Consider the following 25,332-nt stretch of genomic DNA (forward strand, 5'->3'; position numbering starts at 1 on the left):
ACGCGCGTCAGCCTATATGCAGCGAGGCTTGCTCGACGGAAGCCCTGTCATGGACGATCGCCATCAAGGCACGCGTCATGCCGCCGGGATTGTTGTGTTGAATGACGTTGCGGCCATAGACGATGCCACGGGCGCCCTGCTCCATCAACTGCTTGGTGCGGATCAGGATTTCCTGATCCGAAACGCGGCCGCCGCCGCGCACCAGCACCGGCAGGCCCTGGGCGATCTCGACGACGCGGTGATATTCCTCGACATTGTCGCAAGGGTCGGCCTTGATGATATCGGCGCCGAGTTCGGCCGCCTGGCGCACCAGCGGCAGGATCTTGTCGATCGCGCCGTCGACCATGTAGGCGCCCTTGGAATTGTCCTGCATGACGAGCGGCTCGACCATCAGCGGCATGCCGTAGATCTCGCATTCACGCTTCAGGCTGTTCACATTGCGCACGCAGGCGCGGTAGACCTCCGGCTGGTCCGGCAGCATCAAAAGATTGACGACGACGCAGGCGGCATCCAGCGCAACGCCCTGCTCCACCGCCCTGTCGATCATTTCGGAAAACAGCTGGGACGGCAGGGGATTGCCGTAGATGTTGGCGATATCGGTGCGCAACACCAATGCCGGGCGATGCTTGCCGGGGATCGCCTGCAGAATGGGTGCGGTCCCCGGCGGAAGCTGGATGGCATCGGGGCCGGCTTGCGCGATCACCTCGATGGCGGTCTTCATGTTCTCGATGCCGGCGAGAAAGGTTCGTTCATTGAACATGCCGTGATCGATGGCAACGTCGAAACAATTTCCAGACGCGCCGAAAAGACGGTTCAACCGCGCGGATTTCATCAAGCTCCTCCCAGATATGGCAACGTTTCCACATTTGAATAAAAGGAGCAGGATTGCGAGTCAAGAAAATGTGGTAACGTTTCCACATCGGGTCTGGCGAACGCATCCTCGGCTTAAATGTCGAAGGCGCTCGGAAGCACCACGATATCGCGGATGGTGACGTTGCGCGGCCGGGTGAGCATGAAGATGATCGCGTCGGCGACTTCCTTGGGCTCGATCAAGGCGCCGGCTTCCTTGGCCTTGCGAAGGTTTTCTTCCGGCCAATCCGCCAGCAGAGCGCTGATCACCGGCCCCGGAGAAACCGAGCCGACGCGAATGCCGCTTTTCAGAAGCTGGCGTCGCATCGTCTGGACGAAGCACGTCATCGCCCACTTCGACGGCGAATAGACCGGCTCCCAGGGAATTGCCGAATGTCCGGCGACGGAGCTGGTGACGACGATGTCACCGGTGCCGCGTTCGATCATGTGAGGAATGACACTGCGTACATTCTTGATGACGACATTGACGTTGAGATTGAGCATGCGATCGATGGTGTCGAGATCGGTTTCCATCAGGTCGCCGCCGATATAAGTGCCGGCATTGGCATGCAGGATGTCGAGCCGACCGGTCTTCGACAGGACGCCTTCGAGCAGTCCCGCACAGGCATTGGGATCCAGCAGGTCGATCACCAGCGGAATGGCGCGCTCGCCCAGCCGGCCGCAAATCGTCTCCAGGGACTTCTGATCGCGGTCCACCAGTACGACCGTCGCGCCTGCGGCGAGCATCGCCTCCGTCGAGGCCAATCCTATGCCGGACGCCGCACCCGTCACCGCCGCGATCTTCCCGTTCAATTCCGTCATCGACGTCTCCTCCTATCCTGATGCTGATTGCGCGTTCTTCCCGAGACCACAGGCGGCGCTTTTCGAAAGCCGCCAAGGACGCTGTAGCATTTTAAATTGCGGCGTAGGAGGACGACGTCGGCAAACGTGCAGGTTTGCGACGTCACCAAGAGGTATGGCCCGCTTCAAGTCGGACGCATAAAACGGCGGCGCTGCTGCTGCACCAATCTGCGCAACTGTTCCTGATCGACAAATTGATCCGTTGCGCCGGCCTCTTTATCCGGATGACTGAAAACCAGACCGTTGGAATCCTCGAGCTCCAAGGCTTGCTCCGTATTCATGATTCCCAGTGCCTGGCGCTCGTACTCGGATTCGAGTGCCGCCTCGACGATGGCTTTTCTCCTGCGCATGTCCATATCCTCCGTTCCTCAAATGGTAACGGACGGCCGGACTCGCGGTTCCCACCGGCAAGGGATGAGTTGGGCAAGGGATGAGTTGGGCAAAGTTTGAGTTGACCGCCTTCGATGGCGAGGCGACACTTGAACGGCAGTCAGGCGGGGGAAGAAGGATGGGCGAGCCAGATCGCTTGCGTCAGATGGAAAGCACATCGAAAGACGGCGGCCGGATTCCGTGACGATCCGTCCGTCCGAATAGGGCCGGCAAAATTGCCCTCGCGCACGGGTCGAATGGCCCGGCAGTTCGAGGGTCGGGGATTCAAGCACTCGTGCCGCATGTTGCGAAGATTCGATGATGACTTCATTGGTGATGACGGACGCATTCCAACGCCTCAGCCTCGCGCTCGCGATCGGCATCCTCGTCGGCATCGAGCGTGGATGGCAGGACCGCGAGGCCGCGCCGGGCAAGAGAGTTGCGGGCATCCGCACCTATGGCCTGTCGAGCTTCCTCGGCGGCTTTTGCGGTTTCCTGCAGCCGGTGACGGGGCCGATCCTGCCGACTGCCATCTTTGCGTTTTTCTGCATCACGATCCTCAGCTTCAGCCGCATGCAGGCCGAGCGCGAGGAAGATTACAGCGCAACCGGCGCCGTTGCTGCGATCACGGTGTTCGCGCTCGGCTTCGGCGCCGTGGTTGCCGATATGACGGCGACGGCCGCGGGTGCCGTGGCGGTGACGGCGCTTCTGGCGGCGCGGGAACCGCTGCATGGATTTCTGCGGAAATTGACCTGGCTTGAGTTGCGAGCGGCGCTGATCCTGCTGACCATGACGGTCGTCATTCTTCCAATTCTTCCCAATGAGACGGTCGATGCCTGGGAAATGATCAATCCCTTCGAACTCTGGATGCTGACCATCCTGGTGGCGGCAGTCTCATTTGCCGGTTACGTGATGATCAGGCTCAGCGACGCAAGGGCCGGAATATTGCTGACGGGCGCCTGCGGCGGCACCGTGTCCTCGACGGCCCTGACGCTTTCCTTTGCCCGCCAGTCGGTTGAGATGCCCGCCCTCTCACCGCTGCTTTCGGCCGGAGCGATGCTGGCGGGAGCCGTATCGCTCACCCGTGTGCTTTTGATCTGCGGTGTCATCGCGCCCGATGTGCTGATGGAGCTTGCCGCATCACTCGGCCCGGCTGCGGCGATCCTTGCGACAGGCGGCGGCCTTGCCGGATTGGCGCGGCGCTCCGATGGCGGTTCCGATTTTGCACCGCGAAACCCGCTTGAGGTGATGGTCGTCCTCCGCTTTGCACTTCTGCTTGCCGCCGTGACCATCGTGACGCGGGCGACGCTGGCCGTCTTTGGAACGCAGTCGCTGGTCGCGGTCGCCTTCATCACGGGACTGGGCGATCTCGATGCGATAACCCTCTCGATCACCAAGCTGTCGTCACCGGCCGTGCCGGCGGATGCGGCCGCCCACGCGATAGCGGTCGCCGCCTGCGCCAATCTTCTGGCGAAAACCGGTCTTGCGGCAAGTGCCGGAAGCCTAGGCTATTCGGTTCGGCTGGCCATCACAACCGGCATAGCGATCCTTGCCGGCGCGGCCGGCCTGTTCCTGACGTGAACAACCAAGCCGCACGGCCGACAGAGCAATCGTTTGATCCGATTTTCCCACATTCTATCCAAGTTGCGCAGGCAATATCGGCGGCGCTTCGGCGAAAGCATTCTTTGTTAACTTGTGAACGGCAATGAATCGCTCCAGCCCATCGCGCAATGTCTCGATGCGCTGAACGAGCTTCGCCGCCGCCGCCGAACTCGTCACGTCACGAATGAATTGTGGCGCTTTCCCGCGATGCCCATCCATGCACGATGTCCCGATGCTGCCCTCGAGCGCGGCCGGACAGGCTTGTTTCCAGCGACTGAGGTAAATGCATGACATCGAGCAGTCTGAGCGCGTTGTTGAAGATCGTCTTCAGACCGAAGGTGAAGGCGAAAACACGCCATACGCTGGCGTCGCGGGCATTGCGGCTGGCGGCGCTGCGCATCGCACTGGTCTGCGCCTGTGCGGGCGGCGTGTCCTATTTCATCAATCATGCAGCCCTTGAGCAGTCTGTGCGCAAGCAACTCTCGCTTTCGACAGAACAGGCCTTGCAGCGCGAGTCTCTGCCATTCCGCGAGGTGAAGGATCTCGAAAAGAATTTCCTGGCCGAGTTCGACCGGATATACGCGATCCCGGAAGCCCGGCAATCATTGGCACGAAATTTCGACGATATTTTCTATCGCCATGAGGACGGATCCTACACCCAGCGCCCGGGATTGTTCGAAGGCGAGCCCTTGCCTGATGGGCGCAGATTTCCCGGCATGTCGGCGACTTACGCGCCTGACGTGACACCGGATGAGGACGGGAAGACACGCTTTGCGCTGTCCTACCTGCTCTCCTATCAATTCGGTTCTGCCGCCAAGGGCCGCCTCTTCAATTTCTACGGCGTGGTGCCGGAAAAAGGTTTCCCGATCTATCAGGCTGCCGACATCGCCAAGGTATTCCAATATGAAGGCCCGGATGCACTGAAGCTCGAGACCTTCGAATTTTACTCCCGCGGGTTCGGCGGGCCGCAGAACGATACTTTTTTTACCCGCATCTACTGGGATCCTTCCAACAATGCGTGGATGACGACGATCGCGACGCCCGATGCACCTGATGCTTCGGGCAAACATCGCATCCTGGCCTGTGTCGACGTGCTGCTCGACGATCTGATGAAACGAACCGCCAGCCCGACACTGCCGGGCGCCAGGGCGACGATCTTTGCCGCCGATGCTCAGGGCACACTGATCTTCGACGGCAAATACGCCGATAAGATCACCGCCAGCGCCGGCGAAGCCTCGATTTCCTCGCTTGAAATCGCCGATTACCAGCCTTTGCTGAAGGCAAGCCAGTCGATCGAAGCGGGTTCGGTGTCGCTCATCGACAGCGCTGGCGAAATTACCGCCGTCGGCCGGATCCCGGATACGCCCTGGATGCTCGCCGTCCACTATCCGAAATCTCTGATGCGATCCGCCATCCTCACCAATCTCGGGATCGTCATCGCGGTCGGGCTGCTCACCCTGTTCGTCGAACTTTTCATCCTCCGTTCGATCCTGCAAAAGCAGGTCGCCGAACCGCTGGTGCGATTGATCCACGCTACGCAGCTGGTCGGCCGTTCCGGCGTGACCGTTGCCAATGACGCCCTGCCGACGCATTCCGACGACGAGATCGGCGAGCTTGCCCGCGATTTTGCCGCGATGGCCGCGCGCGTTCACGCCGCCCATGAAGCGCTTGAGGGAAAGATCCGGGATCGGACGTCCGAGCTGGAGCGGCTCAATCAGAGGCTCCTGACGATCAGCCAGACGGACGAGATGACGGGCGTGGCCAACCGGCGCCGCTTCGACGAGGTTCTCGCAAGCGAGCTCGCCGGGCTTGGGCAGGGTCAGGACCTGCTGATGCTTGCCATGGTGGATGCCGACTGGTTCAAAGGCTACAACGACCGATACGGCCATCCGGCGGGAGATGCCTGCCTGAAGGAAATCGCCCGTGTGCTGGAGCGCAATACGCGCAGCAAACAGGACCTCGTTGCCCGTTACGGCGGAGAGGAGTTCGCCATCATCGCGCGGATTGCCTCAGCCAGCAACGCGCCCATCATCGGACAGGCCCTCTGTTCGGCAATGGCGGCCGTCAAGCTGGCGCATGAGGGCTCGCAGTTCGGGCACGTAACGATCAGCGTCGGCATTGCGCTGGCGACACCGGATCAGAATCTCTCTCCGGAGGCACTGTTGCTCGAAGCCGATCGCGCGCTTTATCGCGCCAAGCAGCGAGGCCGGAATCAAGCCGTCATCGCCGAGCCTTCTGCCGGCACTGAGATACAGCAGATCGGCGCCTGACGACAGGCAACAGCCCGAGAGGCAAGCAACTCTGATCAACTGCGGCTGGCGGCGATCAGCGCATGGGCGGCATCGCGGAGCAAACCGGTCGCCTCGCCCGGCTCAAAGACCTGCATGCTGACAAAGGCGCCGTTGATCAGCACCGCCAGTTGGCCGGCGAGCCGGTCAGGCGCTGCAACCGCCAGTCCCTCGGCTATGGTCTTCAGCCGCCGCCTCATCTCACGCATGTGGGTCTCTGCGACCTTGCGTGCGGGGTGACCGGCTTCGGGGAACTCGGCGGCAGTATTGATTTGCGGGCAGCCGCGGTAATTTTCCCGCCCGACCCTTTCGCCGATCCACTCGAAATGGGCGTCGAGTTCGGCCGCGGCATCCTCCGGATACTGCTCCGTCACCCGGTCCCAGGTGCTCCAGAAATCCAGGTCCTCACGCTTGAGAAAGGCCGCGATCAGGTCATCCTTGGTGCCGAAATGACGGTAAAGGCTGGTTTTGGCGACGCCTGACTTTTCCACCACAAGATCGACGCCGACGGCGCGCACCCCGCGCCGGTAAAAGAGTTCCGACGCCGTTTCGAGAATCCTGTCGCGGACCTCGTTGGCGCCGGTGGCAGGGGCATTGGCTGTGCTTCTTGGCATGTCGATATCTCCGAATTGCGCCACCATAGCAGAAAGCCGATTGACACGCTACAGACCTGTATGTTTTATTGAATACAGACAGGTCTGTAGCGGAGAGAAGAGCAATGACCACCGATGAGGCAATTGACACCACCACGACATCTCGGGCCGTAGCGGTCCTCGGCGCAAACGGCCATACCGGGCGTTTTGTCGTTGCTGAACTCTTGCGGCGCGGGCTGCAGCCTATCGCGATTGGACGGAGTGCCGAGCGGCTGGCGGAGGCGGGCTTTCCGGAACGCGGCGTCGAATGCCGCGAAGCTGCGGTGGAGGACGACGCGGCTCTGGACAGGGCGCTCGCCGGGGCGGCAGCGGTGATAAACTGCGCCGGGCCGTTCATGGACACGGCCGACGCGGTGGTGCGTGCGGCGTTGCGGGCGGGCATCCATTATCTCGACGTGACAGCTGAGCAGCCGAGCGTACAGGCGACGTTAGACCGTCACGAGGCTGCGGCCGGAAGAGCGGGCGTCGCCGTCATCCCGGCGATGGGATTTTACGGCGGACTGGCCGACCTGCTGGTCGCCGCCGCCATGGATGATTGGGATGATGCCGACGCGATCGAGGTCTTCGTTGCGCTCGACAGTTGGCTGCCGACAAAAGGTACGCGCGTGACCGGAGAGAAGAACACAGCGCGGCGCCTGGCCGTCAACGGCGGGCAGCTTGAGCCGGTCGGCCAGCCGCCTGCCGAACGCATATCCACATTGCCGGAACCATTCGGCCAGCAGACATTCGTCGAACTTTCCTTTTCGGAAGTACCGCTGATCGCTCGTCGCCTCCAGACAAAGGAATTGCACACTTTTCTCGGCACAACGGCCCTGCGGGATGTTCGTGACCCGTCGACGCCGCCACCGCAGCCTGTTGACGAAACCGGTCGCTCGGCGCAGCGTTTTGCCGTGGAAGTGATTGTCTCGCAAGGCGACGTGCGTCGCCGGATCGTCGCCCAAGGACAGGACATCTACGCCGTCACGGCGCCGATTATCTGCGAAGCGGTCCAGCGCGTCCTGTCAGGGGACATTCGCGATACTGGCGCAAAAGCACCGGCTGCGATTTTCGATGCCGAAAGTTTCCTGCGGGCGCTCGCCCCGCACCTGTCGGTCGCAGAAATGTAAAGGTAAATCCGAGACTTCAGATACTGAGGGGCGGCAACCGACCGATCTGACCATCGCAGAACTGGCCCGGATGCTGGATGCCGGCAAGCTGGGAACGCGTGCCGATGGAGATCGACGCGGCCGGGTGGAGACGACAAGTATCCGGCTTGCGGCTTGACCGCAAACTATCTCCGCTCGACCGTCAGAACCATCGGCATGGCCCAATTGGCCTGAAGAACCGGCCAACGCAGCAATCTGACATTGTCATCCTCGACCTGTGCTTCCCATCGCGCATAAAATTTCTGGCTATAGCCGTTCAGCCGGACGCTGCGGTGCGCGAGGGGGCCGCCGTCGAGGTTGAGGGCGACCTTGAGATCGAGTGGCGACGCCTTGAGAAATTCCGCCAACCGATCGAGCGAGAAGAATGCCTCCTTCGTCGTGCCGATCAAGATGCGGCCTGAGCCGTCCTTGGCGACAAAGGTTCGATTGGCCAGCCAGCGGCTTTTCACGTTCACATGAGTCTGCCCGTCGTCGCCGATCAGGAGCGGATAGGAAACCATCGCATTCGTCGCCCCGGCAAGGGCACTTCCCCAATCTTGATGGGTCAGATCACGGATGTCGGCGGAGTTTGCGTCTGCAAAGAAGGCGCCGGCCTTCGCGTCATACTGCTGGGGACCCATCGCGATACCCTCACTGATGAAGGGCGTGTCGGGCCGGCCATGCATGTCGTAGTAGCTGCCGTTGACGATCAGCACGGCCTTGGGCAAGGCATGCTCCCATTCGTCGATGCCTTTGTCACCCTGTGACGCGTTATGCACGACGAAGCGGAAGCGCGTGGGATCAATCCTGCTGAGGAAAATGCGATCGACTTCGCGACCATCGGCAAGCACCGGCAGCTCCGCCACCTCGAAGCCAACCTCAGGTTCCTGCCAGACCAGCGACCCCGGCTGCACGGCCGGGACCGGGTTCTTCAACGCCAATTGCATCGAGGCCGATAGCCGCTCATCGTCAGGCTTCACGGTGATCCAATAGGTCCCGCCACGGCGCAAGACGGTGTTGAACCCATAGGCGCCCGCGACCTGCCAAAGCCAACCGGCGCCGACAACAATCATTAGAACCAAAGCGGCAGTCAACCCGAACAGGAGCTTGCGAATTCCCGACATCAAAATCTCTATAAGCAAATAGTTAGGTTCAGCATGCGACGCGATGCGTTCGCCTGCACAAATGCAATTTCAAGTGGGGCTTTTCTACGACGACGATATTTACCGAACGCCGCGTCCTGCTTTTGCGGCTTCCGCGGCCTGTGAGGGAAAGCCGTCAACCGAAGCCCACCGGGTTTGCTGCATGACGTTAGCGTTGAGCTCCAGACGATCGCCTGCCGAACAGCCGCGCACGGCGTCATGGCTGCAGAAATATCAGGTCTTTGTTTCTCTACTTTCCGCGACCTTATTGAGGAGCCATGAGCTGAACAGTTCCCCGCCAAGACGCGGATGCGCATATTACGTCAAGCCAGATCGTCAAGGTCGACTTCCAGCGTACGAGCGATCGCCTTTAGAGCATCTAGGGAGCCCTCTTTCTTTCCAGTCTCGATTTCGGAAAGATAAGGCTGCGAGAGCCCGGCCTTTTCAGCCAGTTCCTTGATGCTGATGCCGCGATGCTTACGGAACACGCGGACAGGATCTTCACCGGCGATCAGCGCCTCGACGACGTCTTGAGGCCAGGTTTCTTCGCCATCGTCGATGCGCGCCTTTGCTGCGCGCGCGTCGCTGATATCGACAAGGTCCTGATAATCATCTTCGGAAAGCAGCACATATCCCTTGCCGTCGATGGTTAGTTTCTGGATTTCACCCATGGTGGTCTCCTATTCGTTATAAACATCGCCACGTGGGCCAGCTTTGATGACCAGGACCTGCATATTCTGGTCGTCTATGATGACCCGGTCCTGCCCAACGCGAATGCGAAAAAATTCGCTGCCTTGCAGCTTCTTGAGGTCCACTGTCTCGCCATTGGCGAAGGCTTCTACCTTGGCTACGATCGCGGCCGCGCGCTTCTGCTGCATTTTGCGGAGTGCCTTCATGGCAGCTTTGCTGTACGCGATCTTTTTCATAATGGAATATAGCCTTTGGCGATTTATTTCGCAACGAAATATTGCCAATGGCGATATCCATCAGAAAGCAGCATTGAGAGCCATCGTTTGATTTCAGGGGCGCCGCCAGCGGACGGCTGGTGCAGAAATCGCGAATCGAGACCGTCAAGTACTATTCGAGGCGCGCACACAGGTCGAAACAAGCGGCCGTCGCGATGGCTGATTTCGAGGCCGAGCTGAACAAACGAAAAACGAAAATTGTCAAACCCGCGTGAAAAACTTGTCAAACTCGGGTATTTGATGAGGGCGCACGATCTTGAAAAATGCAGCAGATACTATGCAGATGGCGATGGTGCCCAGGACCGGAATCGAACCAGTGACACGCGGATTTTCAATCCGCTGCTCTACCAACTGAGCTACCTGGGCTAACCTGCTTCCGATGGTTCCCTTTGGAAAAGGAACCGCGGGGCCTTGGTTCGCCCCGGAAGCGAGCGGGGTTATAGCATCTTGTTCGGCCATGGCAAGCGTCAAATGACTCTTTTTTGACGGTCTTGCCGATTTTGCGGATTCATGAGGAAAAATAAGAGCTTCGCCGGTGGAATATCTAGTTTTCCTCATCCGGGTAACCGGCCTTGGTCTCATCCTCGGCCACCGGAATGGCATAGGAGCCGGTCAGCCAGCGGGAGAGGTCGACCTCGCGGCAGCGGTTGGAGCAGAAGGGGTAATGTTCACGGTGCGAGGGTTTGCCGCATTCGGGGCAAGGGCGCGTCTTGCGCAGCGGTTCGACCTTGGCGGCGGCTTTCTTGTCTTCGGGCATGCTCGGTCCGTCCTCATTCAGGAATGAGCCGTCGGGCTCAGCCCTCGGGCCACCGGCTATGCACATCGAAGCCTTCGCCGGTCAGAAGCAGAATGGTTTCATAGAGCGGCAGGCCGACGACGTTGGTGTAGGAGCCCACCATCTTCTGCACGAAGGTGCCGGCGAGGCCCTGGATGCCGTAGGCGCCCGCTTTGCCGCGCCACTGGCCGGAGGCCAGGTAGTTCTCGATCTCGAAGCCGGACAGCCGCTTGAAGCGGACCTTGGTCTCGACGATCTTCTGGCGGATCTTGCGATCCGGCGTCACCAGGCAAACGCCGGTGTAGACCATATGGTTGCGCCCCGACAAGAGATGCAGCGAGCTCAACGCCTCGTCGGCGAATTCGGCCTTGCCGAGAATGCGCCGGCCAACGGCAACCACCGTATCGGCAGACAGGATATAGCTGCCCTTCCAGGTGATATCGCCCTTGATGGCGGCAAGGGCAGCTTCGGCCTTCTCAGCCGAAAGCCTGCGGGCGAGCGAACGCGGATGCTCCGACTTCTTCGGCGCCTCGTCGATATCCATCGGCATCAGCCGCGACGGCTCGATGCCGGCCTGGTTGAGCAGGTCGACGCGACGGGGCGAGCCCGAGGCCAGAATGAGCTTGTATTTCAGCGTCATGGAACCTCGACCATCGGCAGACGGGAGCAAAAGCCCTTGCAGGACCTTCGGGCAAGCTTACTTGAAACGGTAGGTAATGCGGCCCTTGGTCAGGTCATAGGGCGTCATTTCCACCAGCACCTTGTCGCCGGCGAGAACGCGGATGCGGTTCTTGCGCATGCGGCCGGCGGTATGGGCGATGATCTCGTGTTCGTTTTCGAGCTTCACGCGGAACGTCGCATTCGGCAGAAGTTCGGTGACGATACCCGGGAATTCGAGGACTTCTTCTTTAGGCATATAGGTGTTTTCTTCCTGTGGGTTGAAGAGGCAGCGCAGCGCGCGCCTTTAAAATTTGCGCGGAAACTACACAATCAACAGAGGTTTGTGAACCTTGTTGATCGGGCTTTCCGTCATTTGTTTTCATGCCGATTGCGCGGCAATGCCATTTCGTTTGAGTAGCCGGCTCTCGATGAGGCCGGTCAGGTGATCGCGGACCTCGCGGTAGCTTTCCAGAATCTGCTCGCGCGTGCCGCTGACGACCGTCGGATCCATGGTCGGCCAGTAGACGACATCGATCGCATTCGAGCGGGTCAGCTCAAGGGCGGCATGATGGGCCTGCGGCGACAGCGTGATGATCAGATCGAAATAATCGTCTTCGAGCTCTTCTAGAGTCTGCGGCAGGCGGCGCCCGAGGGAAAGCCCGATCTCATCGAGCACGACGTCGACGAAGGGATCGCGCTCGCCGGCGCGAACGCCGGCCGACCTTATATAGGTATTGGCGGGCAGCATGCTGCGGGCAATCGCTTCGGCCATCGGCGAGCGGATGGCATTCATGCCGCACATGAAGAGGATGGCGCCCGGCCGCTTTCCCTCCTCGATGTCGGCGCCGAGATCCATGGCCGTCACCCGCGCCAGTAGAGCACGCAGACCAGGGTGAACAGCCGCCGGGCGGTGTCGAAATCGACCTCTATCTTGCCGGCCAGCCTGTCCTTCAGCGTCTGCGAACCTTCATTGTGGATGCCGCGCCGGCCCATGTCGATCGCCTCGATGCGGCTCGGTGTGGCCGAACGGATCGCTTCATAATAGCTCTCGCAGATCATGAAGTAATCCTTGACGATCCGCCGGAAGGGGGTGAGCGACAGGATATGGGTGGCGACCGCGCCACCTTCTTCGGTGGTTATGGCAAAGACCAGCTTCGAATCGACTAGGGAGATATTCAGCCGGTAAGGCCCGCCGGCATGGCCGAGCGGCGCAAAGCTGTTCTCCTCGATCAGATCGAAGATGGCGACGGCGCGTTCATGCTCGACATCGGGCGTCGAACGGCCGATCGTATCGTCAAGGACGACGTCGCAGAGCCGGAAATCGCCCTTCGCCATGCCCTCACCTTTCGAGGTTGAGGCGGATCGCGACCGATCGCGCATGGGCATCGAGGCCTTCGGAGACGGCCAGCGCGATTGCCGCCGGGCCGAGGGTGCGGAGCTGCTGCGGGCCGAGGCGCAGGATCGAGGTGCGCTTGACGAAATCGAGCACCGAAAGACCGGATGAGAAACGCGCCGACCGAGCCGTCGGCAGCACATGGTTCGAACCGCCGACATAATCGCCGATCACCTCGGGCGTATGGGCGCCGATGAAGATCGCGCCGGCATTGCGGATACCGTCTAGGAGCCGGTCCGGATCGGCAACGGCAAGCTCCAGATGCTCGGCAGCGATGCGGTTGGCGAGCGGTATCGCCTGTTTCAGATCGGCAACAAGGATGACCGCGCCGAAATCGCGCCAGCTTGCCGCCGCCGTCTCGGCGCGATTGAGCGTCTTCAGCTGGCGTTCGACCGCCTGCTCCACCGCCTTGCCGAATTCGGCATCGTCGGTGATCAGGATCGCCTGGGCGCTGACATCGTGCTCGGCCTGGGCCAGGAGGTCGGCGGCGATCCAATCGGGGTTGTTGTCCTTGTCGGCGATCACAAGCACTTCGGAGGGGCCGGCGATCATATCGATGCCGACGGTGCCGAAGACGTGGCGCTTGGCGGCAGCGACATAGGCATTGCCGGGGCCGGTGATCTTGGCGACCGGGGCGATCGTCTCGGTGCCATAGGCAAGGGCGGCGATCGCCTGGGCGCCGCCGACGCGATAAATTTCGGTCACGCCGACAAGTTTGGCAGCCGCCAGCACCGCCGGATTGACGGCGCCGCCAGTGGCGGGGACGGCGATGACGATGCGTTCGACGCCGGCGACCTTGGCCGGCACGGCATTCATCAGCACGGAGCTCGGATAACTCGCGGTGCCGCCGGGAACATAGAGGCCGACAGCCTCGATCGCCGTCCAGCGCGAGCCGAGGCCGACGCCCATGTCGTCCTCGTAAATATCGTCCTTCGGCAGCTGCCGGCGATGATGGGATTCGATGCGCAGTGCGGCAAGCTTCAGCGCGCCCAGCACTTCGGCTGGCACCGCCTCGATCGCCGCGTCGATCTCTTCCGGCGTGACGCGCATCGGGACTTTGGCGAAATCGATGCCGTCGAATTTCAAGGAATATTCGGCCAGCGCCACATCGCCGCGGGCCCTGACATCATCGATGATGGCGCGAACGGTAGCGTTCACATCCTCGGAAACTTCGCGCTTCGTCGTCAGAAAGGCGGCGAAATGCTGCTCGAACCCTTCCGATGCCTGATCCAGCCAGATTGCCAAGGCCGATATTCCTTCTCAACTCGAAACCGCAATATTCAAACTTCAAGCGTCAAGCACTAGAGGTGGCGAGGCTTGGAGGAAGCCTCCCAGGCACCGCCGATATCGGCCAGCTGGACCTCGATGCACTCGACATCGAGCGCGATCGACGCAGTGCCGGACAGCGACAGCTCGATCGTGCCATCCGGCCCCTCGCCCTTCCGCTCGAAACGCAGCGCCAGCAGCGACAGCACCTCGTCGCGCTTGCCACGATCGATGCCGAGCGACCGCACGGCCAGCACGCGCTTGAAGACCAGAGCGGCCCGGCGGCGCTCGAAACCTTTGCGCTTGCGCTCGGCACCTTCCCAGACGAAACGATTGACGGCAAGGGCGAACTGCGCGTCGCGCGGCGACCAGTCGATATCACCGACCTTGAAGACGCTGTCCTGCATATGCGCGGAAATGACCGCAAGGTCCTCGTCATCGAGCGCTACGAGCTTCAGATCGGTCATTCGGTCTCAATCCCCAGAGCATGATGCCGAAAAGTGTGAGCGGTTTTCGGACAACATCATGCTCTTACCAATATTCAGAACAGGATTCGGATTCCAGGCCGCCCGGCCTGGAAACATCCTGTTCTGGCACCGCCGGAATGGCGATGCGTCAGACAAGGGAAATAAGATGCTGCGATCAATTACGCAACCGCGATGAACGGGGGCTTACTCGCTGATGCGCTCGACGATGGCGCCGCAACGGGTCAGCTTCTCCTCGAGACGCTCGAAACCGCGGTCGAGGTGATAGACGCGCGAGACCGTGGTTTCGCCCTCGGCGGCAAGGCCGGCGATGACGAGCGAAACGGAGGCGCGCAGGTCGGTCGCCATGACCGGGGCGCCGCGCAGACGCTGGACACCCTCGATCTTCGCCGTCTGGCCGGACAGCGAAATCCGGGCGCCGAGGCGGGCAAGCTCCTGCACATGCATGAAGCGGTTTTCGAAGATGGTCTCGGTAACATGCGAGATGCCCGAAGAGCGGGTCATCAGCGCCATGAACTGCGCCTGCAGATCGGTGGGGAAGCCCGGGAAGGGATCGGTGACGATATCGACCGGCTTGATGCCGGCGCCGTTGCGCTTGATGCGCATGCCGTTGTTGGTCGACGAGATCTCGGCGCCGGCCCGGCGCAGCGTTTCCACCGCGGTTTCGAGCAGCGCCACATCGGTATTTTCGAGCACGACATCGCCGCCGGCCATGGCGACCGCCATGGCATAGGTGCCGGTCTCGATGCGATCCGGCAAAACGCGGTGGCGGGCGCCGGAGAGCGAGGTGACGCCTTCGATGGTGAGGGTCGCAGTACCGGCGCCGGAGATCTTGGCGCCCATGGCGTTCAGGCAGTTGGCGAGATCGACGACCTCAGGCTCGCGAGCGGCATTGCCGATAACCGTCGTGCCGCGGGCAAGGGTGGCGGCCATCATCAACACATGGGTGGCGCCGACGGAAACCTTCGGGAAGGTATAGCGCGCGCCGATCAGGCCGCCGGCCGGCGCCCTGGCATTGATGTAACCGGCATCGATTTCCATGGTCGCGCCAAGCGCCGTCAGGCCCTCGATGAAGAGATCGACGGGGCGCGTGCCGATGGCGCAGCCGCCCGGCAGCGACACGCGGCAATGGCCTTCGCGCGCCAAGAGCGGGCCGATGACCCAGAAGGAGGCGCGCATCTTCGAGACCAGCTCATAGGAAGCGGTGGTATCGACGATGGTGCGGCAGGTGAAATGGATGGTGCGGGCGTAGGAATCTTCCTGGCGCTCGCGGCGGCCGTTGACGGCGACATCGACGCCGTGATTGCCGAGAATGCGCATCAACAGTTCGACATCGGCCAGATGCGGCACGTTTTCCAGCGTCAGCGTATCGCTGGTCAGAAGCGAGGCGATCATCAGCGGCAGTGCGGCATTCTTGGCGCCGGAAATCGGGATGATGCCATTCAGCTCATTACCGCCGACAATTCTGATACGATCCATGTGCGCTTACTTCCTGAAAGTTCTGCCGTGAAAGAGGAGTGAGGTGTTTAGGGGATTTATCAAAACGCTTCAATTGGCGAGGGACGGAACATTACGATTCGTCCATTTTTGCGGCGGGCAGACCATTTGTTTCGTCGGCCTGGCCGGAACGGCGGGCGCGCACCTGCTGTTTGCGTCTTGAAAGATTTTCTCTGAGCTTGTCGGCGGCACGCTCGCGGCGCAGCTTCGCCTGGGCCTCGATCGCCTCTTTGCGGCTCTGCTGGCCGGTTTCGGTCTTGTCGTTCATGTCGACAGGATTAGCCGAATTCGCGCCGATCCAAAAGGCCCCAGCATGGCAATCCACGCGAAGTTGGAATTTGCTGCTTGCGCTTGCCGTCAAGCTGTGGCAATAGCCGCCCCGTTCCCGCAATTGAGCCGCTTGGCTCCACGCGGTCTGGTCCTGCTGCCGTAGCTCAGTGGTAGAGCACACCCTTGGTAAGGGTGAGGTCGGTGGTTCAATCCCACTCGGCAGCACCAGTTTTATTAAGTAAAAACAACAACATACGGAATTGTGCTTGATAGTGACGCGGCGTAGCTGTGCGGAACATAGCGCGAAAATGTACCGAAAAACATTCCAAAACGTACAAAACTCGTACAGCCCATTTCGCGCTTCGTTCTCAGCCCTGTCGCGGCTTATATTCCCGATTCGGCACGCCGTTAGTGACTCATTAGCAACAGCTAACTCTCCTCAAAAGTTACCATATTGCTTCATACCCCTATTGGGGTATTAATCGAATCGGGCTTGATAACCCTGACCGATTATAGGCGTGCACGAGTGCGCGCTGAACCTGAGTGCAGCTTAGCGGCTGGCGCTCGCACTTGGCCAATGTGTTGGCCGGGAGCGTTGTGCTATGTCCAGGCCAGCCTGCTTGCAGGATCAGCTAAAAGCCCTCGGGCCGTCTACTCGGCGGTTTATCAACTCCCGGCTACGGTGCCGTGCGCCGTGATGTGGCGGGGAAGCATGATGCTGATGGAAGTGCAGACCGAAGGGGGCGCATCGGAAGAGCAGCCTGATAGACGAAGGAGAAACTACGCAGCATCAGACTGGAAGTTCAGAATTGGCCAGGCGGTAACGCTGGGCGAACTTTCAGCCGTAGTGCTTTCGAGAGCAAGAAGCGCAGCAGGTGTCGAGATCTATCGCATATGGATGAATGGGCGAGCCTTCGGGCGACCAGTGCGAGATGTGGCCGGGCATGCGCTTCAATAAAAAAGGGCGGAACCAGATCCGCCCGTTTTATTTTTAGGTGGTGCGTGCCGTTAGCAGAAGCGACGTAGCGCCTCTTCCACCCTGCCGAACAGCATCTCCGGCGTGTTGTCGTTGACGATGACGAGATCCTGATCGCCACAGCCGCGCTCCGAGACGTGGCCGCCAGCAATTCCGCCCCTGCCCTCAATCTTGAAGATGTCGCCGCCTAACCGACGGATAGCCTGAGCTTCGTTCGGGAAGCGGCAATCGTCGACAACGACACGGCCACCTTGCTTGACGATGCGCTCGGCAGAGTCGCGCCAGAGGTTGATCCAAAAGTCGTCGCCGATGCATTTGCGGCCCCATTCGGTGCCGAGTGTCTGCATGGCGTGCCGGGGAGTTTTGTCGCAAAGAAGGCTGTTGCTCAGTTCCTTGCAGTTGCCCTCGATATCTTCCTCACCAAAGCCCAGCGCCCGCATCATGTCTTTGAGCGGCCCTGCGAACTTCACCAGTGTATAGCCGTGCTGCTCGACGAGATGGCGCGTTGCGGTTGACTTGCCGCTGCCCGCAACGCCCGTGAAGGCGACGACTGGCGGCAGGTTGTCGTTCGCGCTGACGTAAGCGTCATGCGGCTGCATTAGGTATTTGCGGCCAGCAAAGCCGCCCGGCATCTCTTTCCCGATTGCCACGCCGAGCGCGCGCAGCTCCTGCGGCACGTTATCGTTGGCATGCGGAACTGCGGTTAGATCGCCGGATTGCGTCCAGATTGGTGCTTGGTTCTCGGTCATGCTTCCTCCACTATTTCTCGATATGCGACAATGGTGCCGCCATTGATGAACGTGCGCTGGCTATAGTTTCCGTCCGCTTCGCGGCGCGGCCTCGCCCACAGATAACGGCCAGCGGTAACGTTTTCCAAAACCTTGCCGTTGCGCATGCGGATGTCGATGATGGCGTCCTTGTGCATTGGGCAATCGCCGCCGTGCCATATGGTCCAGTTGGTTGATTGGGTCATGCCGACATTCCCCTCTTTCGCCCGTCCAGCAGCGCATCGAACGTCGCCATGAATTCCTCTTCCGCCTTCTCCGGCGACCAATAGCGCAGCTCGACGCCGAGCGGATTGTTGTGCTTGCCGTGCCAGTCCATCGGCACGAGATTGACGAGCTCGTCGGCAATGATGCGCTCGTCCGCCTCATGAACTTCGGCCGGCATCTCCCTTGCCAAGGAATACCTATCCGCCACCGCAGCCATAACTCGTGCCTCGGCTTCCTTGTAGCCGGTTAGATACGGCTTCACCGGGCGCGGCACGTCGACGAGGTAGGCTTCGCTGGCGTCGTGCAGCAGCGCCCAAAGAGCCACGTCCACGCCTTCCCAGCGCAGCTTGCGCGCCATCAGCACCGAATGCTCGGCGACGCTGTAAAACCGAAGGCAATGGCCAGCATAGCGGCATTGCAGGCTCAGCGAGTGGGCGATGTCCTCGATGAAGACTTCGTCTCTTCGCGGATCCAGCGGCCAAAACTTGCGGCCGGTGGCGGTCTGCATAAAATCGCCGTAGCGCGCGGGCTGCGTGTCTTGATGAAACGCGAAATCGGTCTCGGAAGCGTGTCGCTGCCAATCCTCCTCTGAAAGAACCGGAACGACAGGCTCGCTTTCATCGTCTGCATAGTTGATGCCGACGAGATCTGCGGTGGTTGCGACTTCGCAGGAACGGCGATCAACCACCGATCGAAGGAGGCCGATATACTGGCCGCGCTCTTGCGGCACGTTGTCGTTCGCCGGCACGTACTTCGGCGCCGGCATGGGCTGCGCGCCCATACCGGGAACCATGACCGGCTCGTTATACTGTTTTGGCGAAACGGTTATAGCCGGCTCGTGCCGGTGGCGCCATGATGGCAACGTTTTGTTACTCATGCGGCCTCCTCTATCGTTCGGGTTTTGTTGTCATTTGCTGCCTGCAGGTAGGCGATGGCGCTATTGAGCCTGTCTACGCTGTCTTCGACGAGGCCGAGCATCATGTTGCAAGACGTGCATAGAAGTCCTCTGATAGCCCCTGTTGCGTGACAGTGATCTACATGGAAGCCGCCTCGACCCTTTGGCTTTGTCGTTTCGCAGATCCTGCACTTTCCTCCCTGCGCATCGTACATGTCGTCGAAGTCTTCGATCGTGATGCCGTAGTTCTTTCGTAACTGATTGGAGTAGGTCCGGCGCCTATCTTGCTCCTTGCGCTCTTCTGACCAGCCTTCCTTTCGCTCCTTAACCGCCCGCTTTCTCTTTTGCAGGAGATCCGGAACGCGTTCACGACGCTCCATCTCGTACTTCCGCTGCCTTGCCGACCAGCATGGAGAACAAATGTACCGCTTGTACTTCTGCATTGAGGCGGTCCAATTCTCGTCAGACAGCATAGCTCCGCAGTCCTGACAGGCGCAGAGATCTCCATGCGCCCTCCTTGTTCTAGGTCTTGGCATCAGAACGCCTTACCGCCAGCCTTTTTTCTGTTTTCGATCTGATGATCGGCCCGCGTGCGATTAAATTCCATCTTCTCGACGATCGCGCCGCCCAGGTCGTAGCCGAGGAAGGCGGCCAGATCACCGATGCGGATCATGGCGTCGGCGAGCTCGACTTCTGCCATCGGCCGGTTCGGCAGCTTGTCGTCCATCAGGACTTTGCCGGGCTTTGATTTGCGAACGCCTTCCATGGCTTCGCTGATTTCGCTTACGATCAGCATGAGCATTTCCGGCACGTTGCGATCAAGCGCCTTGCCGGTGGCGAGATCGGTGTACCAGCCTGCCTTTCGGCTCGCGGCGTGGCAGTCGGCGGCGAACAGGTTGATGGCGGAGGCGTGGGAATATGCCGGCGACAGCGAAGGCTGCTGGAGGTTGTCGTTGGCTGGCCGCTCCGCATTGCAATCGCATTCTCTCTGCAGGCCGCACGCGCAGCCGCCGCCATGGTCGTATTTTGCCATTCTCTTCTCCTCTTCGTGGTGGTTGCCGCCGACTTGGTTGGTCGGCGGCCGGTGTTGGTGGTTAAAATGGTAGCCTGGCGCGCATCGGCTCAGACGGATTGCGCGGTATTTCGATGAGTCGAATAACAAGGCTGCTATAGCTGCTAAAGAAATCGTATCGAAACGCGATCCACCATTCCCGCCACGTTGGCTTGCGCCGCTCTCCTCCGCCGGCACGGATGGATACGGACGCGACCCTGTGGCCTTTCCTGATTGCCCTGAAAAACTCCTCAATGACTAGGCCAACCAGAAATCCAGCGATCGCCAAGCCGACGAGTGTAAAAGGGAAAAGCAACCAGATCACGCCGCCCTCATCTGCTCAGCCGGCGCGTTATCGTTCGCGGCGGCATACTTGCCGGCGACCATCTCAGGCCGCATCGTGTTGCGCGACACCTCGCCGAACATTCTGGAATAGGTGATCCGCTTCGCCGATCGGCCGGACAGCCACGGCCCGCCAGCTGCATAGGCGTCTTGGGCTGCCAGCGTCTCGTGCCGCTCGACATACATCAGGTCGGTCTTGACGCCTTCGTCGCTGTGAAGGTGGCCGTGGTGGCAATAGGCGAACTTCGAACGCCCGAAGAGCTCGCGGAAAATGCCTGCGCACTTCACGTCAAGGCTCTTGATATTGCTCTTGTGGCCGTGGTGATAGAACAGCGCCGTGCTGCCCCACTCATAGGCGTAGTAGAGCATGGGCGAGTTATCGACCGACACACGCGGCTCGTTCTCATACATCGCGGCCAGCATTTCTCGCAGCCAGGCGGACGACGCTGGGTCGTGGTTGCCTGACGCCATTACGACGTGCACTTGCTGGTGCGTCTGGAGAAGCATGTCGATGATGCGCCGCACGGTGCGGATGACAACGCGGATCACCTTCTGCAGACGGCTGTCAGCGTCCAGGACGTGCTTATGCGCCGGCGTCACGCTCTCGAGCGCGTCATGGTGCATCAGGTCGCCCAGCTGCGCCAGCACGGCGGTGTGAGCCTTTGGCGCGCTGGCGATGGCCGCTGAGAACCAATCGAGCAGCAGCTGCTCGGCGATGCGCAGGTCGTAATCAGCGCCGGTCTCCTCGCGCCATGCCAGCATGCCGAAGTGGCTATCGGTAACTACGAACTGGTTGAGGAGATCGGCCTCGACTTCCGCCGGCGGTGGCGTCATGGACACACGCGGCAGATCTTCCTTAAGGGCTTCGATGGTCGCTGCGAAAACAGCCGCCTGCTGCGCAGCATCAGCCGCCGTCTTCACCCACTTGATGACCTCGCGGCCATCCGCATCAACGAGTGCGGAAACGCCCTTGATCTTCTGGCCGTCGGGGATCTCGAACTGGCCGCCATGCTCTGGCTTCTGCTGGATGAAATCTCCGTTCGGCGTCGACGTCACCTGGCTGATGCGAAAGCCGGGCATGACAGGGGCGGTTGGCAGCATCCCCCGCTCCGCGGCCACCTTCAGGCGGGAGTTGAACGTCTGGCGAGGCATGCGGAGCAGTTCGGCCGCTTGCGACTTGTTGCCGAGCGCGATGAACGCGTCGGCGGCTTCTTTGGCGAGATCGTCTGAAAGGGGTGGTGTGGGCAAGTTATGCTCCTGTTTGAATATTGGCGAGGCAATGGTAATGTTGGTCAGCCCTGCAAGGGTCGCCAAGCGGGCGGCTTTGGGGCTGCGCTCCATTGCTGCCCGCCCTCAGTTGATTATCGCCTGCGGCTCCGCCCGCTTCGGCTCTTCGCGGTCGCCGGTGCCTTCTTCGGCAAATCCCGGCGAGCCCTCTTCGCCCTGCCGCATACCGACCGACCCGCCGTTGCCTGCCGCACCATCCATGGCGTTCTGCAGGTTGTTGGCCGTGGCGGTGGAGTACGGCAGCTTGTAATAGCGCGGCGCGCCGTCTCCGCCGTCGAGCAGGACATAGATCGCCTGGTTGACGTCAATGCGCGCGCCGAGGACGGTGTAGTGGCCTTCGGGTGGCGCGGTGATGGCGGGATGGCCGAGCGGGAGGAGCGTGGCTGGCGCGGCAAGCAGGGCCACGACGGCGAAGGCGGCTGCCTGTTGCTTCGTGCCGAACCAGGCGATGACGCCGGCGGCCAGCACGAATGTGAGCCAAAGGGTGATGGCGGTGGTCATTCGTCGTCACCTCGTACTGGCGGAAAGCTAGACGGAACCTTGCAAAGCCAATGCGTTGGATCGCCATAGAATTTGCGGCGTGTTTGCATCCAGAATGAAACGAATGGAGACTTTTCACACATAGCGGTGAGTTCGGCGTAGATGCCAAACCGAGCCGCGATGATTTCAACGCCAGCTTCTTTTGGCGCGCTGTCCATCGTTTTCCAGTCCAACTCTCTCTCCATCACCATCACTCACCCCTCTTCATCTGTTTGAACACTTGCGACGCCGATCCCGGCGCGATCTGCCCGCCGGCCATGCGAAACCGAATCGCTGTCCGCTCCTGCTTGTCTTTCAGCAGGTCGACCGTGCCTTTCCAGATCACGCCGCCCTCGGCCAGCCGCACCTCGACGGACACCGGAACCGGAACCTTGGCGCAGCCGAAGCAGCGCACGTTGACCGCATACTCGCCGTCTGGGAGGCCGCGCGTGAACGCGGATTCCGCATTCAAAGGTGTATCGTCATTCGCTGTGCCCAGATCATCGCGAAGAAGGCTCCATACGCGATCTGAGCGATGGCTATATCCAACAGCCATTTCATCGCCGTGCTGCACCCAGAGATCAACATCAGTACGGCCGGAAGGCCATGTGATGCTGGCCACTAAGTTCCCTGGTAGCTGGGCCGGATCATCTTTCGCGGATGGGGCTATTGCCGCCAGAACAAGAATGACCAAGGCGACGAGACCCATGAGGAAATTCATCAGCAGATCTCTCGTGAGGATTGAAGTCATGCGGCCACCTCACAAGGGAAGTTAAGGTAGCAGTTACCTGCACCGAAAAATGAGATCGCCGCAGCATCATATGCGCGAGCCGCAGCCTCATCGGACGCGAAGGCGCCCAAGTATATCTGCTTCACGCCGACCGACAGCATTGCTCTCCAAGTTCCTCTTGTTTCGATAAAACAAACCCCCTTGAAGCCAGTTCTTGGTGGTGCCATCCTTTTCGCGTTGGAGAGTTTTTCACGGTGCCCTTCACTAATGGGAGGCTTATTCTTTCCCTTATTCGCCATCGATATTTTGGCGCGCGTCTCTGGGCTATTGACCTTGCCAAAATTTGCGGCTGAAAGCTTCGCGCGCGTCTCCTCACTCGGAGACTTTCCGGTTGCCGCTGCGGACATTTTGATGCGCGATTCCTCGCTATGGAACTTTCCGAGCATGTTCTGATTGCCGCGCACGCCGTCAGCTATCTTGGCGCGCGCTTCGGTGCTGTGCCGCCTCCCGAGGAAATAGGCTTTGCCAACCTTCGATGCGCCGATCTTTGCTCGACTTTCTGGACTAAGAACACGACCAACGACGTTTTTGTTACCAATGAGGCTTTTCGACAATTTCGCGCGAGTTTCCGCAGTGCGGATTACTCCGCTCGTGCCCTCTCCCCCATCCGTCATGTTGGCCAGCGTGCCAGTGCCGTTGTTGATGCGTCCGTATTTTGCTATTTCACGGCGCTCAATCTCGAATGCTTCCAGTTCAGTAAGTCCGCTTTGTACGCGCTCTACTTCAGGAGCCATCCCCATGCGCTCGAGTTTCGCGACTATTCGGGTGACTATTTTATTGTGCTTCTTTGGCTGCACATCCCTAACGAAGCACCCCTTCCCTATGTAGAATACGGCACCGGTGTCTGGACGCCTCCACTGGTAAACATAGAAGTGATTCATCACGCCACCCCCTTCTCGCCAACGACCCAGGCAACCGTGGAGATCCACAGCGCGCCGATGGCGCCCACCAGCGTCGAGCAGAACGCCACGCCCATTCCAGCCAACAATGAAGCCGCAACGCGCTGCACGCCTTCCGGGGAGCCGAGTGAGCCGGTATCGATGTGCTGCAGGGCAATGATGAAGCCCACGACATTGCCGATCAGGCCGAGCGTCACCAGCCAGACTTCGGTGCGGACGAGATGGGCAGTCCGTCCGAAGAAGACGGCGGCCAGTGCGGCGATCAGCAGCGCAGTGATGCCGTAGCTGATGCGGCTTACATCATGCGTGAACACGAACTGTGTATAGCCCTGCACAGATGCCCATACGACGAGCGCGGCCCAACAGGTGTTGAGGATGATGAGGCGCCCGGTCATTGCGTCACCTGTTTAGCGAGCGCACGGTTGGCGGCGCAAAGAGAGATGCCAACAAGAATTGATAGGAAATCGGCGCCAAAGAGTGCGGAGGCCAACCACGCAAGGGCAAGATCAATCGCGACGAAGGTGTAGGTAATAATGGCTGTCATCACGAAGCTCTCCGCGCCAGCAGATCGCAGACGGCGTTCGCCGGCACAACAAAGCCGAAGCCGGTCATGGTCGGCGTATATGTGTCGGCGCCGGCCGCATCTTTGCCGGCCTTGAGCGGCGCGATCGTGACGCCGACATTGATGCCGACAACGCGGCCATCATTAGAAAACACGCCCCCACCACTCTGGCCCATAACGGTTGTCATGTCGGTGACAATGACGCGCTTCCACGGCCCATATTGACGGCCGGTTCCGGCGACGCGGCCGAACGATGCAATGAATTCCATGCCGAGAGGATTGCCGATCGCCTGCAGTTGCTCTCCGAAGCGCGGCTCGCGGCAATCGAGCTCGCTAGAGCCAGAGACGTTGCCATCGGTGTGGATCAGAGCGACATCATAATCCTTGTTGGCCCAGAGAACCGTCGCATCGTCCTCGGTGCCGGCCAGCGTCTTGATCTTAACTGTCTTCTGGTCGCCGACGACATGGGCCGCCGTGAGGATGTTGCCGCCGCCGATGTGGACGCCGGAGCCGAGACCGTCGCCAACGGAAATTTTGATGGCCGAATCTTCAGACGTGGCCGGCGGAGCCTGGATGATCGTGTTGGTGATGGTGGTGTGGACTGTCTTCGGAACTGCGATGGCCACGCCGCCAACGAGAACGAGGGCAAACGCCAGAATGACAATGCCCATGAATCTGTAAAATCTCATTTACGCCTCCTCTATGTGGTGAATGAGGAGCGGCTTGGTGGGCCGCGCTGGCTGCTGGTAGGCAGCAAAATCAAAGTGTGTTGAATTTACAAATTTGTCAATAAAATTGGCGCAAACTAAAAAAGCGCCCT

The 25,332-nt window shown here is 60.4% G+C and carries 33 protein-coding genes and 2 tRNA genes; 4 read left to right on the forward strand and 31 right to left on the reverse strand.

The genetic code is table 11. The features are described from left to right. Positions 1–7 precede the first annotated feature (7 nt). The 3 genes from GGD57_RS07650 to GGD57_RS07660 form a co-directional block, all read right to left on the reverse strand. Complete coding sequence (locus tag GGD57_RS07650) at positions 8–832, reverse strand: class I fructose-bisphosphate aldolase (protein WP_184468400.1); 825 nt, start codon at positions 830–832, stop codon at positions 8–10. A 113-nt stretch (positions 833–945) separates the two neighbouring features. Further along, positions 946–1,671: an SDR family oxidoreductase gene (locus tag GGD57_RS07655; protein WP_184468402.1), complete on the reverse strand. Its 726-nt coding sequence runs from the start codon at positions 1,669–1,671 to the stop codon at positions 946–948. Between the two features lie 164 nt (positions 1,672–1,835). Continuing rightward, positions 1,836–2,060, reverse strand: coding sequence for a hypothetical protein (locus GGD57_RS07660; RefSeq protein WP_348645958.1), 225 nt, complete (start codon positions 2,058–2,060; stop codon positions 1,836–1,838). Between the two features lie 337 nt (positions 2,061–2,397). On the opposite strand from GGD57_RS07660, the gene GGD57_RS07665 reads away from it, so the two are divergent. After that, the gene (locus tag GGD57_RS07665; RefSeq protein WP_184468406.1) at positions 2,398–3,660 is read left to right on the forward strand and encodes an MgtC/SapB family protein; all 1,263 of its coding nucleotides are present in this window, start codon (positions 2,398–2,400) and stop codon (positions 3,658–3,660) included. Between the two features lie 54 nt (positions 3,661–3,714). On the opposite strand, the gene GGD57_RS07670 is transcribed toward GGD57_RS07665, so the two are convergent. Next, positions 3,715–3,900, reverse strand: coding sequence for a hypothetical protein (locus GGD57_RS07670; protein WP_184468408.1), 186 nt, complete (start codon positions 3,898–3,900; stop codon positions 3,715–3,717). Positions 3,901–3,968: 68 nt separating this feature from the next. Between GGD57_RS07670 and GGD57_RS07675 the strand changes: the two genes are divergently transcribed. Continuing rightward, positions 3,969–5,951 carry a diguanylate cyclase gene (locus GGD57_RS07675; RefSeq protein WP_184468410.1) on the forward strand — a complete coding sequence of 661 codons (1,983 nt, stop codon included), beginning with the start codon at positions 3,969–3,971 and terminating at the stop codon, positions 5,949–5,951. 35 nt (positions 5,952–5,986) lie between these two features. On the opposite strand, the gene GGD57_RS07680 is transcribed toward GGD57_RS07675, so the two are convergent. After that, on the reverse strand, positions 5,987–6,583 hold the full coding sequence (locus tag GGD57_RS07680) for a TetR/AcrR family transcriptional regulator (protein ID WP_184468412.1): 597 nt from the start codon (positions 6,581–6,583) through the stop codon (positions 5,987–5,989). Positions 6,584–6,687: 104 nt separating this feature from the next. Here GGD57_RS07680 and GGD57_RS07685 point away from each other — a divergent pair, with 104 nt between their 5' ends. Then, a complete protein-coding gene (locus GGD57_RS07685; protein WP_184468414.1) occupies positions 6,688–7,728 on the forward strand; it encodes a saccharopine dehydrogenase family protein in 1,041 nt (346 codons plus the stop codon). Between the two features lie 164 nt (positions 7,729–7,892). Here GGD57_RS07685 and GGD57_RS07690 read toward each other — a convergent pair whose 3' ends face one another. The 13 genes from GGD57_RS07690 to GGD57_RS07750 form a co-directional block, all read right to left on the reverse strand. Further along, positions 7,893–8,870, reverse strand: a complete 978-nt coding sequence (locus GGD57_RS07690; protein WP_184468416.1) for a phosphodiester glycosidase family protein — start codon at positions 8,868–8,870, stop codon at positions 7,893–7,895. 341 nt (positions 8,871–9,211) lie between these two features. Continuing rightward, positions 9,212–9,559, reverse strand: a complete 348-nt coding sequence (locus GGD57_RS07695; RefSeq protein WP_085736095.1) for a helix-turn-helix domain-containing protein — start codon at positions 9,557–9,559, stop codon at positions 9,212–9,214. A gap of 9 nt (positions 9,560–9,568) precedes the next feature. Beyond that, positions 9,569–9,814 carry a type II toxin-antitoxin system RelE family toxin gene (locus GGD57_RS07700; protein ID WP_184468418.1) on the reverse strand — a complete coding sequence of 82 codons (246 nt, stop codon included), beginning with the start codon at positions 9,812–9,814 and terminating at the stop codon, positions 9,569–9,571. Positions 9,815–10,143: 329 nt separating this feature from the next. Further along, positions 10,144–10,219: transfer RNA gene (locus GGD57_RS07705), tRNA-Phe, on the reverse strand. Positions 10,220–10,397: 178 nt separating this feature from the next. Then, a complete protein-coding gene (gene yacG, locus GGD57_RS07710) occupies positions 10,398–10,610 on the reverse strand; it encodes a DNA gyrase inhibitor YacG (protein WP_184468420.1) in 213 nt (70 codons plus the stop codon). A 37-nt stretch (positions 10,611–10,647) separates the two neighbouring features. Then, positions 10,648–11,268, reverse strand: a complete 621-nt coding sequence (locus tag GGD57_RS07715; protein WP_028757471.1) for a Maf-like protein — start codon at positions 11,266–11,268, stop codon at positions 10,648–10,650. Positions 11,269–11,325: 57 nt separating this feature from the next. Then, entirely contained in the window at positions 11,326–11,544 is a 219-nt protein-coding gene (gene infA / locus GGD57_RS07720) for a translation initiation factor IF-1 (protein ID WP_003545338.1), read from the reverse strand. A gap of 123 nt (positions 11,545–11,667) precedes the next feature. Further along, positions 11,668–12,144 (reverse strand): low molecular weight phosphatase family protein, encoded by a 477-nt coding sequence (locus GGD57_RS07725; RefSeq protein WP_184468422.1) that lies wholly within the window; start codon positions 12,142–12,144, stop codon positions 11,668–11,670. A 5-nt stretch (positions 12,145–12,149) separates the two neighbouring features. Next, complete coding sequence (locus GGD57_RS07730) at positions 12,150–12,623, reverse strand: UPF0262 family protein (protein ID WP_085736091.1); 474 nt, start codon at positions 12,621–12,623, stop codon at positions 12,150–12,152. 4 nt (positions 12,624–12,627) lie between these two features. Then, positions 12,628–13,926, reverse strand: coding sequence for a histidinol dehydrogenase (gene hisD / locus GGD57_RS07735; RefSeq protein ID WP_184468424.1), 1,299 nt, complete (start codon positions 13,924–13,926; stop codon positions 12,628–12,630). 56 nt (positions 13,927–13,982) lie between these two features. Next, on the reverse strand, positions 13,983–14,414 hold the full coding sequence (locus GGD57_RS07740; protein ID WP_085736087.1) for a DUF2948 family protein: 432 nt from the start codon (positions 14,412–14,414) through the stop codon (positions 13,983–13,985). 204 nt (positions 14,415–14,618) lie between these two features. Then, positions 14,619–15,911 (reverse strand): UDP-N-acetylglucosamine 1-carboxyvinyltransferase, encoded by a 1,293-nt coding sequence (gene murA, locus GGD57_RS07745; RefSeq protein ID WP_184468426.1) that lies wholly within the window; start codon positions 15,909–15,911, stop codon positions 14,619–14,621. 91 nt (positions 15,912–16,002) lie between these two features. Further along, positions 16,003–16,197 carry a hypothetical protein gene (locus tag GGD57_RS07750; RefSeq protein WP_010069185.1) on the reverse strand — a complete coding sequence of 65 codons (195 nt, stop codon included), beginning with the start codon at positions 16,195–16,197 and terminating at the stop codon, positions 16,003–16,005. 155 nt (positions 16,198–16,352) lie between these two features. Here GGD57_RS07750 and GGD57_RS07755 point away from each other — a divergent pair. Continuing rightward, positions 16,353–16,427: transfer RNA gene (locus GGD57_RS07755), tRNA-Thr, on the forward strand. Positions 16,428–17,207: 780 nt separating this feature from the next. Here GGD57_RS07755 and GGD57_RS07760 read toward each other — a convergent pair. The 13 genes from GGD57_RS07760 to GGD57_RS07820 all read right to left on the reverse strand — a co-directional run bounded on the left by GGD57_RS07760 (position 17,208) and on the right by GGD57_RS07820 (position 25,201). Continuing rightward, complete coding sequence (locus GGD57_RS07760; RefSeq protein ID WP_184468428.1) at positions 17,208–17,924, reverse strand: deoxynucleotide monophosphate kinase; 717 nt, start codon at positions 17,922–17,924, stop codon at positions 17,208–17,210. Then, entirely contained in the window at positions 17,921–18,148 is a 228-nt protein-coding gene (locus tag GGD57_RS07765; RefSeq protein WP_184468429.1) for a hypothetical protein, read from the reverse strand. Before GGD57_RS07765 ends, GGD57_RS07760 begins: the two co-directional genes overlap by 4 nt. Continuing rightward, complete coding sequence (locus GGD57_RS29100) at positions 18,145–19,044, reverse strand: hypothetical protein (RefSeq protein ID WP_246713576.1); 900 nt, start codon at positions 19,042–19,044, stop codon at positions 18,145–18,147. The genes GGD57_RS07765 and GGD57_RS29100 overlap by 4 nt, the downstream gene beginning before the upstream one ends. Then, a complete protein-coding gene (locus GGD57_RS07775) occupies positions 19,041–19,505 on the reverse strand; it encodes an endonuclease VII domain-containing protein (protein ID WP_184468431.1) in 465 nt (154 codons plus the stop codon). The genes GGD57_RS29100 and GGD57_RS07775 overlap by 4 nt, the downstream gene beginning before the upstream one ends. A 92-nt stretch (positions 19,506–19,597) precedes the next feature. Continuing rightward, entirely contained in the window at positions 19,598–20,095 is a 498-nt protein-coding gene (locus GGD57_RS07780; protein WP_246713577.1) for a hypothetical protein, read from the reverse strand. Between the two features lie 339 nt (positions 20,096–20,434). Next, on the reverse strand, positions 20,435–21,796 hold the full coding sequence (locus GGD57_RS07785) for an oxidoreductase (protein ID WP_246713578.1): 1,362 nt from the start codon (positions 21,794–21,796) through the stop codon (positions 20,435–20,437). A gap of 12 nt (positions 21,797–21,808) precedes the next feature. Then, the gene (locus GGD57_RS07790) at positions 21,809–22,243 is read right to left on the reverse strand and encodes a hypothetical protein (RefSeq protein WP_184468433.1); all 435 of its coding nucleotides are present in this window, start codon (positions 22,241–22,243) and stop codon (positions 21,809–21,811) included. Beyond that, the gene (locus GGD57_RS07795) at positions 22,240–22,476 is read right to left on the reverse strand and encodes a hypothetical protein (RefSeq protein ID WP_184468435.1); all 237 of its coding nucleotides are present in this window, start codon (positions 22,474–22,476) and stop codon (positions 22,240–22,242) included. The genes GGD57_RS07790 and GGD57_RS07795 overlap by 4 nt, the downstream gene beginning before the upstream one ends. Continuing rightward, positions 22,473–23,012, reverse strand: a complete 540-nt coding sequence (locus GGD57_RS07800; RefSeq protein WP_210303780.1) for a hypothetical protein — start codon at positions 23,010–23,012, stop codon at positions 22,473–22,475. Before GGD57_RS07800 ends, GGD57_RS07795 begins: the two co-directional genes overlap by 4 nt. Beyond that, on the reverse strand, positions 23,009–23,932 hold the full coding sequence (locus tag GGD57_RS07805; protein ID WP_184468437.1) for an NUMOD3 domain-containing DNA-binding protein: 924 nt from the start codon (positions 23,930–23,932) through the stop codon (positions 23,009–23,011). Before GGD57_RS07805 ends, GGD57_RS07800 begins: the two co-directional genes overlap by 4 nt. After that, a complete protein-coding gene (locus tag GGD57_RS07810; protein WP_184468439.1) occupies positions 23,932–24,345 on the reverse strand; it encodes a MotA/TolQ/ExbB proton channel family protein in 414 nt (137 codons plus the stop codon). The genes GGD57_RS07805 and GGD57_RS07810 overlap by 1 nt, the downstream gene beginning before the upstream one ends. Then, a complete protein-coding gene (locus GGD57_RS07815; protein ID WP_184468440.1) occupies positions 24,342–24,497 on the reverse strand; it encodes a hypothetical protein in 156 nt (51 codons plus the stop codon). The genes GGD57_RS07810 and GGD57_RS07815 overlap by 4 nt, the downstream gene beginning before the upstream one ends. Then, positions 24,494–25,201, reverse strand: a complete 708-nt coding sequence (locus tag GGD57_RS07820) for a S1 family peptidase (protein ID WP_184468442.1) — start codon at positions 25,199–25,201, stop codon at positions 24,494–24,496. The genes GGD57_RS07815 and GGD57_RS07820 overlap by 4 nt, the downstream gene beginning before the upstream one ends. Positions 25,202–25,332 lie beyond the last annotated feature (131 nt).

This window comes from Rhizobium esperanzae, assembly GCF_014197615.1.
Classification (GTDB): Bacteria; Pseudomonadota; Alphaproteobacteria; order Rhizobiales; family Rhizobiaceae; genus Rhizobium; species Rhizobium esperanzae_A.